Below are 15138 nucleotides of genomic sequence, written 5' to 3' on the forward strand. Positions count from 1 at the left end.
CAACCATAACGCCAATATAAAAATGCGGAGACTATCCCATGCTCGATATGCTCAACGACCTCCTCTGGGGGAAGGTCCTGCTCGTTCTACTGGTGGGCGTTGGTATCGGTTTTACCGTTGCCTCCCGCTTCGTACAGTTTCGTTATTTTGGTCAGATGTTTCGTATTCTGGGTTCTGGCCAAGCCTTCAAGCGTAATCAGCACGGCCACTTGAGCTCGTTTCAGGCGCTGGTGCTATCGGTGGCGGGGCGCGTGGGCGGCGGTAACATCGCCGGCGTGGCCGTGGCGATTACGCTGGGCGGCCCGGGGGCGATTTTCTGGATGTGGATCGTCGGTTTGATGGGTATGGCGACCAGCTTCCTGGAGTGCACTCTGGCGCAAACCTACAAACAGGCGGAAGGCGACGGCACTTACCGCGGTGGTCCGGCGTACTACATCGTCAAAGGTTTGGGCAAGCAGTGGCGCTGGCTGGCAGCGTTCTACTCGGTACTGCTGCTGATTACCTTTGGTTTCGCCTTTACCGCCCTGCAGTCCTATGCCGTTGCCACTTCGTTTGGCGATGCCTTCGGCGTACCGGTGCTGTACAGCGGTATTGCGCTGGCCATGCTGGTGGGCCTGATCATCTTTGGCGGCATCAAGCGGATTGCCCGTATCTCCGAGTTTCTGGTGCCCTTTATGGCCGTGGGCTATATCGCGGTGGCGCTGTTAGTGATTGCCATGAACCTGGGTGAGATCCCCGCGGTGATTGCTCTGATCGTCAAGAGTGCCTTTGGCCTTGAGCCGCTGGTGGGCGGCGGGATTGGCGCTGCCATCATGATGGGCTTGAAGCGTGGCCTGTTCTCCAACGAAGCGGGCCTCGGCAGTGCGCCCAACGTGGCTGCCGTGGCGTACGTGCCTCACCCGGCCAACCAGGGCATCGTGCAGGCGTTCTCGGTGTTCATCGATACGGTGATCATCTGCTCGGCCACGGCGTTTCTGATTCTGCTCAGCGGCGTGTATGACCCCGCCGCCGGGGCGGGTGTCGAAGGTATCGCGCTCACCCAGGCTGCCTTGGCAGACCACGTCGGCGAGTGGGGCCGCACCTTCGTGAGCCTGGCGCTGCTGCTGTTTGCCTTCAGCACCATCCTCTACAACTACTACCTGGGCGAAAACAGCCTGAACTTCTTCAGCCGTGACAACCAGAACCTGTTCAACGCCTTCCGGGTGGCGATCGTACTGCTGGTGTGCTGGGGCGCGACCACCGATCTAGGCACCGTGTTTGGCTTCGCCGATGTGACCATGGGCCTCTTGGCAGTGGCCAACCTCGTTGCACTGATTCTGCTGTTCAAGTGCGGCCTGCGCATTCTGAACGATTTCGACAGCCAGCGCCGTCAGGGCATCAAACAGCCGATTTTCGATGCCAGCCAGCATCCTGATCTCGATCTGGACCCCAAAGCTTGGGAGCTGGAGCCAGAAGAGGCCGAAGCGCTGAAGCAGCGGCTGGAAAGCGCGCCCGCGAAGTAAGTGCGTTTGTATTCAATTCGATAAGGAGTCCCCATGCCCCGCGTCCTCATGCTTTACACGGGTGGCACCATTGGCATGCAGCCATCGCCACAAGGTTATGTGCCCTGCGCGGGGCTGGCCGAGCGCCTGGCGGCACATTTGGCCTTGGGTGACCCCTACCGGCTGCCTGCCTTCGAGGTGGTGGAAATGCAGCCGCTGATCGACAGCGCCGAGCTGATGCCCGAGGCATGGAATCGGTTGGTGGCGGCGCTGGAAGCCCACTGGCAGGCTTACGATGCCTTCGTGATTCTGCACGGCACCGATACCATGGCCTACAGCGCGTCGGCGCTGTCGTTCATGCTCGGGGCCTTGAACAAGCCGGTGATCTTCACCGGCTCTCAAATTCCGCTGGGTGAGCCCAGAAGCGACGCGCTGAACAACGTGGTCAGCGCGCTACAGCTGGCGGCTCATCCGGCCACACCCTGCGAAGTGAGCCTGGTCTTCCATGACCGGCTGCTGCGCGGTAACCGCGCCCGCAAGGTGCGCACGCAAGGTCTGGATGCCTTCGATTCCCCCAACTTCCCCTGGCTTGCCGAGATCGGCATTGGCATCACCTTCCCCCAGCCCTCGGCGCTGCTCAGCGGGGAGCCCAACTTTGCTCCCATCGAACTCGATGACGAGGCGGTAGCGGTGCTATCGCTGCACCCAGGCATGTCGCTAACGCGCGCAAAAGCGCTACTGGCAGACGACACGCTGAAAGGTGTGGTGCTACACAGCTACGGCGTGGGGAACCCGCCCAGCTTTGACGGTGCACTGCTCGACGCCTTGAAAGCGGCCCATGAGCGGGGCGTGGCGCTGCTCAACGTCACTCAGTGCGCTCAGGGGGAGGTCATTCAAGGCGCCTACGCCACCGGGGCGGCGCTCAATCAGGCGGGCGTGATCGCCGGGGGAGACATCACGCTGGAAGCCGCCGTGGCCAAACTCATCGTTCTGCTTGGCCGCGGGCTTTCCGGGCCAGCGCTGCGCAAAGCGCTCAGCGCAGCGATTCGTGGCGAACGGTCTTGCTGATTCAGCCAAAGAACCAGTAACACACCAGAATGGCGGTGGTGATGCCTGCTATATCGGCGACCAGGGCGCATCCCAACCCATGGCGAATGCGGCTAATGCCAATGGCGCCGAAGTAGACCGCCAGCACATAAAAGGTGGTTTCGGTGCTGCCCTGGAACGTGGCGGCCAGTAGCCCTGGGAAGCTATCGACACCAAAGGTGTTCATGGTCTCGATCATCATGGCGCGGGAGCCGCTGCCGGAGAGCGGTTTCACAAAGGCGGTAGGTAGCGCATCCACAAAGCGAGTATCCCAGCCGATGCCCTCTACCAGCCAGCGAATGCCGCCAAGCCCGGCATCCAGCACGCCGCTGGCGCGCAGCACCCCGACGGCCACCAGCATGGCCACCAGGTAGGGCAGCAGGGTGATGGTAAAGCTCAGGCCTTCTTTGGCACCCTCGATAAAGGCGTCATACACCTTCACGCCGCGCAGTGCCCCCACGACCAGGAACATGATCACAATGCTGAACAGCGTGAGGTTGCCAATCAGCGTGGAAGCCGCGGCCAGCGCTTGAGCCGACATCCCCGCCAGTGTGGTGATCAAAAGCCCCAGGGCCAGCGCAGCGGCCAGCAAGTACCCCAGCACCACCGGTTGCCAAAGCTTCAGACGCTGCATGATGGCCACCGCCAGCAGCCCGGCGAGGCTGGATGCACTGGTCGCCAGCAGAATCGGCAGGAACACCAGCGTCGGCTCTGCCGCCCCTTGCTGGGCGCGGTACATGAAGATCGTGACGGGCAGCAGGGTCAGCGACGAGGTATTCAGTACCAGAAACAGGATTTGCGCATTGCTGGCGGTATCGCGGCTGGGGTTCAGGGTTTGCAGCGAGTGCATCGCCTTGATGCCAATGGGCGTCGCAGCGTTATCCAGGCCGAGAATGTTGGCGGCAAAGTTCATGCTGATCAGCCCCATGGCCGGGTGGCCGCGGGGCACTTCGGGCATCAAGCGGCAGAACAGCGGGTCGAGCACTCGCCCCAGCAGGCGGATTAACCCCGCCTTTTCAGCAATGGCCAGAAATCCCAGCCACAGCGTCATGGTGCCCAGCAGCACCAGAATGATATCGACGCTGACCCTTGCCATATCGAACAGCGACTGCACCAGGCGGGCAAACACCTCGCTGTCGCCACCCACCAGCCATTGCCAGAGCGATGCCGCAAAGGCGGCAATGAAAAAGCTTAACCAGATTCCGTTGAGCATGGTGGGTGGGCGTCCTTGATGATCGAAGCAATACGCTAGCTGCGTATCCTACCCAAGGAGCGCCCGCTCACGCTAACCCGACAGCGAAAGAAAGAACAGAATCAGCGGCGGGGAGAGTAACGAGAGGATAAAGCCGCTGACCACGGCAATGGGCACGCAGGCCACGCCGCCATGCTGCTGAATCACGGGCAGGGTGAAGTCCATGGAGGTGGCCCCGCCATAGCCAATCGCCAGCGCGGTGTGGCGATGGATGACCAGCGGAATCAGTATGAACGCCAGCAGCTCGCGGGTCAGGTCGTTGAAGAACGCCACGCCGCCCATCAGCGGGCCGAGCTGGTCGCCAATCAGGATGGCGGAAAGCGAGTACCAGCCAAACCCGGAGGCCATGGCCAGACCTTCATTCCAGCGCAGCGAGAGCAAGGGGGCGGCGGCCAAGCCTGCCAACAGCGAGCTGAGCGCCAGAGTGACCGCAATGGCGAGCCCCAGGCGGTTGAGCAGAATCTGTTTGAGCGGCATGCCCGAATTACGCAGCTGGCAACCAATCAACACCAGCAGCACGTAGAGCACCCACTCTGCCAGCCAGTCCGCCGTGGTATACAGCGTTTCCCCCAGCACAGGGCCGAGCAGCAGCCCCAGCGCCACGCCACCCGCTACCACGGCAACGAGCATCAGCGAGCCGCCCATGGCCGCCAGTTTGCTGGTGGGGGCGTCCTTGACCACGGGAGAGTTCCCCGCGCTCAGGCGTACGCGCCTGGAAAGCCACCATAGGGCGGCAAGATTGAAGAGGGTGGTGATACTGAACAGCAGCAGGGCGTTGCCCCCGAGGCGAGACAGCTGGCTACCCAGGTTTTCAAGCCCCGCCAGGCTCACCCCCATGAACAGCAGTATCAAGTATACCGAGCCGCTGACGGCTCGGTTGATGAGGTTCAGCCACCACGTGGAACGAACGCGAACCAGATAGCCCAGAAACAGCGGCAACAGTACGATCAATAAGCCAGAGAGCATCTAGAGTTCTTTACCCTCGGCAGGCGTGAAGCGTGTCATGGTGATGGCGGTCTGGCGACTGCCTTCCTTCTGGTACTCCGCAGAGAGGATCAGCCCGGGCCAGTCAGGGTGAAAATTGATCACCAGGTGACGGTCGGGTTTCTCGGCATCTACCAAGGTGACCTGCTTAGCGTCGAACTCCCCAGCGGGGACGCTGACGCTGGCCGGGGGATTCAGGTAGTACTGGAAGTGCTCGTCTCGACCTCGGTGGTCCACGAACGAGATATCGCAAGGTGCTTCTTGGGTGCAGTCTTCATGGCCGACCCGCCGTGACAGGTCGAACAGAGCCGTCTGGCGGTCCAGCGAGTGGATATCGGCTTCGTTCAACTGGTAGCTGTCGCCCACGCCAAACAGCGAGTAGCTGCTGTTGTAGAGTAGCGAGCGTGTGGTGTCATCGTCCACTGCAAAGCGGCTGCGCTCTTGCCCGCGCGCCACGGCGACTGAAAAGCTCATGTCGCTGAGCCAGTGCAGGCCTTCGTTGGATAGGGTGTGGGTGATGGTCGCGCCGGGCCAACCACGAATCTCCAGCCGGTACTGAGCTTCGAACGGTTGGGGCGCTGCCCACGGGGAGTCTTCGATGGGTTGCTCTGCGAGGGCGGCTGTCATGCCAGACATACTCAGGGCACCCACAGTGATGCTCAGCCAGCGGCGAGCCGCAGTTACGTTGACGTGACGCAAAGGCCATTCCTCCATTGAATATATGATCCTCAGAACCTTTGTGTCAGCCCTTGGTTCCACAGCGTCGCTGGCCCGTTCTCAGCAAACGATCACGCTTGGCAAAGTATAACGTGCCGAGCCATGGGCGTCAGTAGCCCGCATCGGGGTTGACGGTGGCGAGAGGCTCACCGGCATCGAAGGCATGCAGATAGGAAATGACCTGATCGATGGCGTCGTTCAGCGGAGTCGGGGCCGCCATATGCGGCGTCACGATCACCCTGGGGTGCTGCCACAGTGGGTGGTTGGCAGGCAGCGGCTCTTCGTGGAAGACGTCCAGCAGCGCACCGCGCAGGTGGCCTGGCTGCTGTTCTGTGCCAAGGGCTTTCAACAGGGCTTGTTCGTCGATTAGACTCCCGCGCCCAGGGTTGATCACACTTGCCCCTGGAGGAAGTTGCGCCAGCCGGGCGGCGTTCAGGATATGCCGAGTGGCCGGGGTATCCGGCAGGATGGTCACGACGCTTTGCACCTTGCTTAACAGCTGGTCCAGGCCCTCGTCACCGTGCAGGCAGCGTACCCCGCTGATCTGTTTGGCAGAGCGGCTCCACCCCAAGACTGGAAACCCTGCCTGCTGTAGCGCACTGGCCACGTAGCCACCAATGGCCCCGAGCCCCAGCACGCCCACCGGCCAGTCGGCCTTGTCGGCGACTGGCTGCGGCGCCCACTGGGCGTGGGCCTGCTGTTCGCGGTAGCGGTCCATGCTGCGGTAGAAGTGCAGCACGCCGTATAGCGCGTAGTCGGCCATCAGTTCGCTCATGCCCGCGTCGCGCAGTTTGACGATGGGCACGCCTTCAGGAAGGCCCGGTGTATTGAGCAAGTGGTCGACGCCTGCCCCGAGATTGATGATGCCTTTCAGGTGCGTTTGCTCTTGCAGCAAATGGGCCGGTGCCTTCCAGACGGCCAGGTAATCGGCATTGAGCCGCTCGCTGGCCGGGGCGTCGCTGGTCAATACCGTGGCCTGGGGCAATGCGTCGGCAATAGCGGCCTGCCACTGCGCTGCATTGTCGATATGGACGACAATTTTCATGAAGGCTCCTTAGCTGCGGCTTTTGGGGAAGCTCTATCATGAGCGAGAGAACCCGAAGACCGCAACCCACGCCAGGCGCGTCGCTGCACGGTCAACGCCTCGTTAGAAGCGATGTTAACGGTCTATGCAATTTTTGACATAAAGGCTTTGACCGCTGACCAAGGAGGGGTGCTAGTATCGGGGCAAGGCGACATTGGCGGGCCAGCAGCGGCGGTGACCAGGTCGATCCTGTGGCCCAGTGGCGCGTTTCACCGCAGGCGCTGGTTCTAAGTGATCTTTTATTGGCGAGTTGCCCGATGACAGAGGTTTCCCTGCCTTTCACCCGTGAAGAGTACGCCAGCCGTTTATGGAAAGTGCGTGCTGAAATGGCCGGTCGCGGCATCGATGTGTTGATCGTCAGCGACCCTTCCAACATGGCGTGGCTGACCGGCTACGACGGCTGGTCATTTTACGTGCACCAGTGCGTGCTGGTGGGGTTGGAGGGTGAGCCGGTGTGGTTTGGTCGTCGTATGGATGCCAATGGCGCGCTGCGCACCTGCTGGATTCATCCCGATAACATCACCTATTACCCGGATTACTACGTCCAGAACCCCGACATGCACCCGATGGAGTATCTGGCGCAGTCGATCATGCCCGACCGTGGCTGGCACACCGGCGTGGTGGGCATGGAAATGGACAACTACTACTTTTCCGCCAAGGCTTACCAAAGCCTGCTCAAGGAGCTTCCCCACGCGCGCTTCATGGATGCCAACGCGCTGGTGAACTGGTGCCGGGCGATCAAGTCTCCCCAGGAAATTGCCTATATGCGGGTCGCCGCCAAGATCGTCGAAGGCATGCACTCGCGCATTCTGGAAGTGATCGAGCCGGGGCTGCCCAAGAGCAAGCTGGTGTCTGAAATCTATCGCGTGGGCATCGAAGGGTTCATCGACGAAAACGGCAAGGTGTTTGGCGGTGATTACCCGGCCATCGTGCCCATGCTGCCTACGGGCAAGGATGCGGCGGCGCCACACCTGACCTGGGACGATACGCCGTTCCGCAATGGTGAAGGCACCTTCTTCGAAATTGCCGGGGTGTTCAAGCGCTACCATGCGCCCATGTCGCGCACCGTGTTCCTCGGCACGCCGCCCACTGACTTCATCCGCGCCGAATCGGCCTTGCTGGAAGGCATCGAAAACGGTTTGGCCGTTGCCAAGCCCGGCAATCGCACGGCCGATATCGCCATGGCGCTGGGCGCAGCCATGGACAAGTACGGTTTTGACCGCGGTGGCGCGCGCTGCGGCTACCCGATTGGTATCTCTTACCCCCCCGACTGGGGCGAGCGCACCATGAGCCTGCGCCCCTCGGACGAGACGATTCTGCAGCCGGGCATGACCTTTCACTTCATGCCGGGCCTGTGGGTCGATGACTGGGGGCTGGAAATTACCGAAAGCATACTGATTACCGAAGACGGCTGCGAAACACTGGCAAACTTCCCCCGCCAGCTGTTCGTGAAGTAGCCGCTCGTTCAATAAAAAGGATTCACCATGACGCTTCAACCGAACTCACTACGGCCCAGCCCCATCTCTGCCACCGTCGACTTCGACGCCGACGGCGTGCAGCACGGCTTCTTGAAGCTGCCGATCTCCACTGATGAGTCTGCCTGGGGGGCGGTGATGATTCCCGTGACCGTGGTGAAGAACGGCGAAGGCCCCACGGCCCTGTTGACGGGGGGCAACCATGGTGACGAGTACGAAGGCATAACGTCGCTGCTCAAGCTCTCCTCGGCGCTCAAGGCCGAGGAGGTGACTGGCCGCGTGATCATCGTGCCCTGCATGAACACCCCGGCGGTGATGGCTGGCAAGCGCACCTCACCGATGGACAAAGGCAACCTGAACCGCAGCTTTCCCGGCGACCCTAATGGCACGGTGACCTCACAAATTGCCGACTACTTCACCCGGGTGCTGGTGCCCATGAGTGATGTCGTGCTCGACCTGCACTCTGGTGGCCGCACGCTGGATATCCTGCCGTTTGGTGCATCTCACGTACTGGATGACAAGCACCAGCAGCAGGCGGCGCTGGAAGGTGCCAAGGCCTTCGGTGCGCCTTACGCCATGGTGATGTTCGAGCTGGATGCCGAAAAGTTGTTCGATACCGCCTGCGAACGTCAGGGCAAAGTATTCGTGGCCACCGAGCTTGGCGGCGGCGGTACTTCCACCCCGCAAAGCATCGCCATTGCCGAGCGCGGCGTGCGCAACTTCCTGATTCATTATGGTTTGGTAGAAGGCAACGTGGAGATGCCCGAAGGTGGGCAGATGTACCTGGATATGCCGGACGCCAGCTGCTACGTGCAGAGCCAGCACGCCGGTGTGTTGGAGCTGCTGGTGGCACTGGGCGACGAAGTGAAGAAGGGCCAGACCATTGCCTACGTTTATGACATGACCCGCAGCGGGTCGGCGCCAGTGGCGTACCAGGCCGAGCGCGACGGCATTCTGATGGCGCGCCGGGCCCCTTCGCTGATCAATATGGGCGACACCCTGGCGGTGATTGCCGACGTTGTCGAACGCCTGGAGGCATAGCCCCCGGCATGATGAAACTGGATCGCTATGATTTAAAAATCCTCGATATCCTCTCCCGGGACGGGCGGATCACCAAGTCGAAGCTGGCCGAAGCGATCAATCTCTCGGTCAGCCCCTGTTGGGAGCGGGTGAAGCGCCTGGAGAAGGCGGGTGTGATCGAAGGCTACACGGCACGCATCAATGCGGACGTACTGGTGCCACGCAACCCCGTATGGGTGCAGATCGAGCTCAAGCAGCACAACGCCGAAAGCTTTGCCCGTTTTGAAGCACTCGTGATGGCTACCCCCGAGGTCACCGAATGTGTGGCCGTGGGCGGTGGCGTTGATTATCTGGTGAAGTTCGAGGCCCGCACCATCGACAGCTACCAGCGGCTGATGGACAAGTGGCTGGTATCCGAGGCGGGGATCGAACGCTATTTCACCTATATCGTTACCAAGACCGTCAAACGCCAGTCCATCGCCATCGATAGTGATTTGTGCAGCCCGCTATAAGGTTGGCTGGGTTCCAATGGTCTCGTCAGGAGAGACGTTGCTGCCAGGGTTTGCGAGCGTGCCCGACCTGACGCGATTGCGGCCTTCACGCTTGGCCTCGTACAGCGCGTCGTCGGCCGCTTTGATGAGCCTGTCAATGTGTGCATCAGGAGCCACAGGGCCTGCGCATACTCCTACGCTCACGGTCACTTTACCCTCGGTGGTCGGGGCATGAGGCACTCCCAGATGGGCAACTTTCAGTCGAATGCGCTCGGCCAGCGCCACGGCGTTGGCCACGGTGGCTTGTTCGCAGCTCAATACCAGAAACTCTTCGCCACCAAACCGGCAGACGATACCGCTGCCCTGACAGGCTGCCTGAAGCGCGCCTGCCACCGCGCGTAGGCAGCGGTCCCCCTCGGAATGACCGTAAAAGTCGTTGAAGGCTTTGAAGTGATCCACATCGACGATGATGACGGCGACTGCCAGTGGCGTATCAGGCTGCGTCAAGGTGGAGGCGAAGCGCCCCAGGCCCCGACGGTTGGCAAGCCCGGTCAGGGGATCCAGGTAGGTCATTTTCTCCAGTTCGGCATTACGTGCAGCCAACTCGGTACGCAGCTGCTCCACGCGTGTGTTTTCAAGGTAAAGCCGCAATGATTCGGATGAGAATCGATAGTTTGCCATGAGCGAGAGTACCAGCACCGGAACGCCCAAGGAGAGGTGGTTCATCACATAGTCAGGATGAGCCCCAGGCAAGAAGAAGACCGTGGTGTAGAGGCAGCCGAAGATAAACAGCGAACCATACAGGCTATATTCGAAGGGCGGTGTTGAGACGATGGTGATCACCAGCAAAAAGACTAGCCCTGCGTAGAAGTAGCCCAGCACGTCGGGGTCTTTTGAGCCCAGCAGAATGGCGCACCACACCACCGTGCCCAAGCAGACCACCAGTACCCCGGCCAGCTCTTTCTGGCGGATGGGCACGGGACGTCGATAATAGGAAAATAGCAGAAGGGTGGCGGGCCCCATCAGCAGAAAGCGCATCGCCAAAGAGCGCAAGGCGATATCGGGGAGCAAGTAGATATCCACCAATGTGTACGAAAAATAAAACAGCGCGAGCCAGCCCGTGAGCATTTTCATCGAGCGCAGCCGTGTCTCATGGCGATCCTGATCGTAGCGTTCGCGAACGGTCAGGTGGCCGATATGCTCGGAGAGCTGCTGAAAGTAGGGAAGTCGATACACGGCGTTATCTCTTGAGCGGCAAGCAGAGGCCAGCGGCAAGTTCAGGTGCGTGACTAGATCTCATATTACGTCAGAATCGCCCTGACAGAAGGCGGCAGCCATCATTTGCCACAATATTTTATATTCTTGTACAAGTTATATGGCAGGACGTGCGTCACCCAAAAAAAACGCGTGAAAATGCCCGTTCCACAAAAAAATCCCGCGTTTAAACGTTCACTTTCAAAAACACTTCGTGGGCTATCTCCCTTACGCTACAGGCATTGCAGCAAGCTCGCAGAGCGGCAGCTGAACCCCCTTTCTTGTAGCGTCACGGTCGTTGCCACTACCTGCTCTCAGCGTCGTGGCAGCCTCCTGGAGAAGAGTCATGACTACACTATCCACTGCCCTTGTGAAACGCCTGGAAGATCCACGCTTGTTCCGTCAGTACGCTTATGTGAACGGCAAGTGGACCCATGGCGAAGGTGGCCGTGAAGAGGCCGTGTACGACCCGGCAACCAACGAAGCCATTGGTCATATTCCGCTGCTGGAAGCGAATCAAATCACGGCGGCGGTGGATGCGGCTGAAGCGGCATTCGTCCACTGGCGGGCGCTGCGCGCCGATGAGCGTTGCGAACGTCTGCTGGCGTGGTACGACCTCATTCAAGCCAACCGCGAAGACCTCGCTACCATCATGACCCTGGAGCAGGGCAAACCACTGCCCGATGCTCGTGGCGAAGTGGAGTATGGCGCAAGCTTTGTGCGCTGGTTCGCGGAAGAGGGCAAGCGCACCTACGGCGAGACCATCCCGAGCCACATTCCCAATGCATCGCTCGGCACGATTAAAGAGCCGGTGGGCATTGCTGCGATGATTACGCCGTGGAACTTTCCGCTGGCGATGATCACCCGCAAGGCCGCCGCCGCGCTGGCCGCAGGTTGTCCGGTGATTGTAAAGCCCGCCAACGAAACGCCGTTCTCGGCGCTGGCGCTGGCAGAACTCGCCGAGCGAGCGGGCATTCCCGAAGGCATCTTCAACGTAGTGCTAGGCGAGCCTGCGGAAGTCTCCAAGATTTTGTGCAGCGAACCGCGTATTCGTGCACTCTCGTTTACTGGCTCCACCCGTGTTGGCCGTCTGCTTATCGAGCAGAGCGCCAACACCGTGAAGCGGCTCTCGCTGGAGCTGGGCGGCAACGCACCGTTTATCGTTGGGCCGGATATGGACCCCAAAGAAGCGGCCTACGCTGCCGTGGCCGCGAAGTTCCAAACCGCCGGGCAGGATTGCCTTGCCGCGAATCGTATTCTGGTACACGAATCCATTCACGATGAGTTCGTTGCCCAGTTCACCGAGCGCATGGCGGCACTCACCGTAGGCAACGGCCTGCACGGCGAAGTGGATCTTGGCCCTCTGATTCACCGCCAAGCGGTCGAAAAAGCGGCTGCGATTGTCGATGATGCCATCTCGAAAGGGGCCACCCTGATCGCAGGCGACCAAAGCCAAGCGCCGGGCGACAACTTCTTCATGCCGGTACTACTGACCGGTGTGACGCCAAAAATGAAGGTATGGCGGGAAGAGAACTTTGCCCCGGTGGCTGGCATTACCGCTTATAGTAGCGACGACGAAGTCATCGAAATGGCCAACGACACCGAGTACGGCCTGGCCGCGTATATCTACACCCATGATATTCGCCGCATCTGGAAGCTGATGCGCGCATTGGAGTACGGCATGGTGAGCGTCAATTCCGTGAAGATGACCGGGCCGCCCGTGCCTTTCGGCGGCGTCAAACAGTCCGGCCTTGGCCGTGAAGGTGGCGCGACGGGGATCGATGAGTATCTGGAAACGAAGTACTACTGCCTGGGCGCGCTGGGATCGGTGTCGGGTAGCTAGGTTTGGGAGCCACAGCATCGCGCGCTGAAGCGCCCTCCCACAACCCCCGTTAGGCGCTTGAATTGGCCCTGTGGGAGGCCGGCTTTGCCGGGCGAAGGCACCGCGAGGTGCCCATCATTAAGTCAGTCACCAAAGATAAAATATCCTCCCCAACTGTGGGGAGGTTTATCGTACAGAGAGAACGTTATGAGCTTGCATCAGGATCTGATCGAACGCGACCGCAAAGTCACCTTCCACGCCTCTACCCATCTGCGTGACTTTGCCCATGGTGATTTGCCTGGCCGCGTGATTACCGGCGGTAAAGGCATCCACATCGTGGACAAGGATGGCCGCGAGTTCATCGATGGTTTTGCGGGCCTTTACTGCGTCAACATCGGCTATGGCCGCACCGAAGTGGCGGAAGCGATCTATAAGCAGGCGCTGGAACTCTCCTATTATCACACCTACGTGGGCCACTCCAACGAGCCGCAAATCGAGCTTTCCGAGCGCGTGCTGAAAATTGCAGGCCTCAACATGTCCAAGGTCTACTACGGCATGTCGGGTTCTGATGCCAACGAAACCCAGCTCAAGATCGTGCGTTACTACAACAACGTGCTGGGCCGCCCGCAGAAGAAAAAGGTCATCTCGCGCATGCGCGGTTACCACGGCTCAGGCATCGCGTCTGGCTCGCTGACTGGTCTGAAGGCGTTCCACGATCACTTCGACCTGCCCATCGATACCATTCGCCATACCGAAGCGCCGCACTACTACCTGCGTGCCGCCGAGCAGCATGGCATGACCGAGCTCGAATTTTCTGCCTACTGCGCGGACAAGTTGGAAGCCATGATTCTGGAGGAAGGGCCGGACACCGTGGCTGCCTTCATCGGCGAGCCGGTGCTCGGTACTGGCGGTATCGTGCCGCCGCCGGAGGGCTATTGGGAAGCGATTCAGCCGATCCTGGACAAGTATGACGTGCTGCTGATTGCCGACGAAGTGGTGTGTGGATTTGGCCGTACCGGCTCCGACTTCGGCAGCCACCACTACAACATGAAACCTGACCTGATCACCATCGCCAAAGGCCTGACCAGTGCCTACCAGCCGCTGTCCGGCGTCATCGTCGGCGACAAGGTATGGAAAGTGCTGGAGCAGGGCACCGGCGAATTCGGCCCCATCGGCCACGGCTGGACCTACTCCGGCCACGCTCTGGGCTGTGCTGCTGGCCTTGCCAATCTGGATATCATCGAGCGCGAGAATCTGGTGGGCAACGCGGCAGAAACCGGCGCTTACTTTCAGCAGCAGCTGAAAGCCACCTTCGAAGGTCACCCGCTGCTGGGCGACGTGCGCGGCGTTGGCCTGATGGCGGCGCTGGAGTTCTCACCGGATGCCAAGCAGCGCCTGCACTTCGACCCCGTGCTGAAAGTTGGCCCGCGCGTCGCGGCTGCGGCCATGGAAGAGAACCTGATTGCCCGCGCCATGCCCCAGGGCGACATCCTCGGCTTTGCGCCGCCGCTGATCATCAACCGTGGAGAAGTAGACGAGATGATTGGCCGTGCCAAGCGTGCCATCGACCGCGTGACCGATGAGCTGGTGCGCTCGGGTGATCTGAAAACGGGTCAGCAAGAAGCTGCCTTTACCGTTTAATCGCCTGCTTTATCCGTTTAAGCGCCGCTGCCGATGCAGCGGCGTTTTTGTTTTTGATCGTGGCGTCTATGCTGAACAGTGTGAATAGCTGGACAGTGTAAATAGACAATAGAACGTTGATCGTTGAGGAGACGCTCACCATGCAACCGGTACTCGCCTTTGATGTATACGGCACGTTGATTGACACTCAGGGCGTCACCGTTGAGCTGGAACGACGCTTGAAAGATACCTCACAAGCGCTTGAGTTCGCCAAGCGTTGGCGCGAAAAACAGCTGGAATACAGCTTTCGCCGCGGGTTAATGGGGGCCTACGTGCCGTTTTCTGACTGTACTCGCGAAGCGCTGGTATTTACGAACCGTGCGCTGCAAGCCGGGCTATCCGATAACGATCACGACCACTTGATGGCCGTGTATACAGAACTGCCCGCATTCCCCGATGTAGTGCCTGCGCTGGACCAGCTGCGCGATGCAGGGATTCGCTGCGTGGCGTTTTCTAACGGCACATCAGACGCAGTGAACCAGCTCTTGAGCCGTGCAGGCGTGCAGCGCCATATGGATGCGGTGGTGAGTGTGGACGATATCAAACGCTTCAAACCCGACCCCGCCGTGTACGCTTATTTACGCAGTCAGCTTGAAGCGCGCCCAGAAAATACCTGGTTGATTTCAAGCAACGCCTTTGACGTGATTGGTGCCACGCAAGCGGGCCTGCGCAGTGTTTGGGTGCGCCGCCAATCGGATGCGCCCTTCGACCCCTGGGGTGGCGAGCCGGATATGACGGTGTCTGATCTGGAAATGTTGGCTGATCGTATGGTGCCATAGGTTGGTATCTGCA

13 protein-coding genes are annotated in these 15138 nt (G+C 60.3%); 8 read left to right on the top strand and 5 right to left on the bottom strand.

What is annotated here, in order from left to right:
* Window positions 1–38 precede the first annotated feature (38 nt).
* Both LG409_RS03880 and LG409_RS03885 read left to right on the top strand, forming a co-directional pair.
* Window positions 39–1502: an alanine/glycine:cation symporter family protein gene (locus LG409_RS03880; RefSeq protein ID WP_227407647.1), complete on the top strand. Its 1464-nt coding sequence runs from the start codon at window positions 39–41 to the stop codon at window positions 1500–1502.
* A gap of 33 nt (window positions 1503–1535) precedes the next feature.
* Window positions 1536–2549, top strand: a complete 1014-nt coding sequence (locus LG409_RS03885; protein WP_039175519.1) for an asparaginase — start codon at window positions 1536–1538, stop codon at window positions 2547–2549.
* A 1-nt stretch (window position 2550) separates the two neighbouring features.
* Here the strand turns inward: LG409_RS03885 and LG409_RS03890 are convergent, their stop codons facing one another.
* From LG409_RS03890 to LG409_RS03905, 4 genes are all read right to left on the bottom strand, one after another.
* Window positions 2551–3780, bottom strand: a complete 1230-nt coding sequence (locus LG409_RS03890; RefSeq protein ID WP_096921399.1) for a nucleoside recognition domain-containing protein — start codon at window positions 3778–3780, stop codon at window positions 2551–2553.
* A gap of 72 nt (window positions 3781–3852) precedes the next feature.
* Entirely contained in the window at window positions 3853–4785 is a 933-nt protein-coding gene (locus LG409_RS03895; RefSeq protein ID WP_096921398.1) for a lysine exporter LysO family protein, read from the bottom strand.
* The gene (locus LG409_RS03900; RefSeq protein ID WP_227407648.1) at window positions 4786–5430 is read right to left on the bottom strand and encodes a hypothetical protein; all 645 of its coding nucleotides are present in this window, start codon (window positions 5428–5430) and stop codon (window positions 4786–4788) included.
* A gap of 199 nt (window positions 5431–5629) precedes the next feature.
* Window positions 5630–6565 (bottom strand): 2-hydroxyacid dehydrogenase, encoded by a 936-nt coding sequence (locus LG409_RS03905; protein WP_189462570.1) that lies wholly within the window; start codon window positions 6563–6565, stop codon window positions 5630–5632.
* A 296-nt stretch (window positions 6566–6861) separates the two neighbouring features.
* On the opposite strand from LG409_RS03905, the gene doeA reads away from it, so the two are divergent.
* Genes doeA through LG409_RS03920 form a run of 3 tightly spaced genes read left to right on the top strand, consistent with a single transcriptional unit; the run spans window position 6862 to window position 9611 of the window.
* Complete coding sequence (gene doeA, locus LG409_RS03910) at window positions 6862–8061, top strand: ectoine hydrolase DoeA (protein WP_039175528.1); 1200 nt, start codon at window positions 6862–6864, stop codon at window positions 8059–8061.
* A 27-nt stretch (window positions 8062–8088) separates the two neighbouring features.
* Window positions 8089–9120, top strand: a complete 1032-nt coding sequence (gene doeB / locus LG409_RS03915) for a N(2)-acetyl-L-2,4-diaminobutanoate deacetylase DoeB (RefSeq protein WP_227407649.1) — start codon at window positions 8089–8091, stop codon at window positions 9118–9120.
* 8 nt (window positions 9121–9128) lie between these two features.
* A complete protein-coding gene (locus LG409_RS03920; protein WP_016916265.1) occupies window positions 9129–9611 on the top strand; it encodes an Lrp/AsnC family transcriptional regulator in 483 nt (160 codons plus the stop codon).
* Here the strand turns inward: LG409_RS03920 and LG409_RS03925 are convergent.
* Window positions 9606–10826: a GGDEF domain-containing protein gene (locus tag LG409_RS03925; protein ID WP_227407650.1), complete on the bottom strand. Its 1221-nt coding sequence runs from the start codon at window positions 10824–10826 to the stop codon at window positions 9606–9608. The two genes, LG409_RS03920 and LG409_RS03925, sit on opposite strands and share 6 nt — an antisense overlap.
* A gap of 364 nt (window positions 10827–11190) precedes the next feature.
* Here LG409_RS03925 and LG409_RS03930 point away from each other — a divergent pair, with 364 nt between their 5' ends.
* The 3 genes from LG409_RS03930 (at window position 11191) to LG409_RS03940 (ending at window position 15125) form a co-directional block, all read left to right on the top strand.
* Window positions 11191–12687: an NAD-dependent succinate-semialdehyde dehydrogenase gene (locus LG409_RS03930; RefSeq protein ID WP_096921392.1), complete on the top strand. Its 1497-nt coding sequence runs from the start codon at window positions 11191–11193 to the stop codon at window positions 12685–12687.
* 186 nt (window positions 12688–12873) lie between these two features.
* The gene (locus LG409_RS03935; RefSeq protein ID WP_039175536.1) at window positions 12874–14307 is read left to right on the top strand and encodes an aspartate aminotransferase family protein; all 1434 of its coding nucleotides are present in this window, start codon (window positions 12874–12876) and stop codon (window positions 14305–14307) included.
* Window positions 14308–14447: 140 nt separating this feature from the next.
* Window positions 14448–15125 (top strand): haloacid dehalogenase type II, encoded by a 678-nt coding sequence (locus tag LG409_RS03940; protein ID WP_096921391.1) that lies wholly within the window; start codon window positions 14448–14450, stop codon window positions 15123–15125.
* Window positions 15126–15138 lie beyond the last annotated feature (13 nt).

Origin of the sequence: Halomonas sp. NyZ770 (assembly GCF_020616575.1) — a bacterium.
GTDB classification, from domain to species: Bacteria; Pseudomonadota; Gammaproteobacteria; order Pseudomonadales; family Halomonadaceae; genus Vreelandella; species Vreelandella hamiltonii.

Excerpts from the sequence above, each read along its gene's own strand:
- LG409_RS03880 (WP_227407647.1), top strand. The coding sequence starts at position 39 with ATGCTCGATATGCTCAACGACCTCCTCTGGGGGAAGGTCCTGCTCGTT.
- LG409_RS03885 (WP_039175519.1), top strand. The coding sequence starts at position 1,536 with ATGCCCCGCGTCCTCATGCTTTACACGGGTGGCACCATTGGCATGCAG.
- LG409_RS03890 (WP_096921399.1), bottom strand. The coding sequence starts at position 3,780 with ATGCTCAACGGAATCTGGTTAAGCTTTTTCATTGCCGCCTTTGCGGCA.
- LG409_RS03895 (WP_096921398.1), bottom strand. The coding sequence starts at position 4,785 with ATGCTCTCTGGCTTATTGATCGTACTGTTGCCGCTGTTTCTGGGCTAT.
- LG409_RS03900 (WP_227407648.1), bottom strand. The coding sequence starts at position 5,430 with ATGACAGCCGCCCTCGCAGAGCAACCCATCGAAGACTCCCCGTGGGCA.
- LG409_RS03905 (WP_189462570.1), bottom strand. The coding sequence starts at position 6,565 with ATGAAAATTGTCGTCCATATCGACAATGCAGCGCAGTGGCAGGCCGCT.
- doeA (WP_039175528.1), top strand. The coding sequence starts at position 6,862 with ATGACAGAGGTTTCCCTGCCTTTCACCCGTGAAGAGTACGCCAGCCGT.
- doeB (WP_227407649.1), top strand. The coding sequence starts at position 8,089 with ATGACGCTTCAACCGAACTCACTACGGCCCAGCCCCATCTCTGCCACC.
- LG409_RS03920 (WP_016916265.1), top strand. The coding sequence starts at position 9,129 with ATGATGAAACTGGATCGCTATGATTTAAAAATCCTCGATATCCTCTCC.
- LG409_RS03930 (WP_096921392.1), top strand. The coding sequence starts at position 11,191 with ATGACTACACTATCCACTGCCCTTGTGAAACGCCTGGAAGATCCACGC.
- LG409_RS03935 (WP_039175536.1), top strand. The coding sequence starts at position 12,874 with ATGAGCTTGCATCAGGATCTGATCGAACGCGACCGCAAAGTCACCTTC.
- LG409_RS03940 (WP_096921391.1), top strand. The coding sequence starts at position 14,448 with ATGCAACCGGTACTCGCCTTTGATGTATACGGCACGTTGATTGACACT.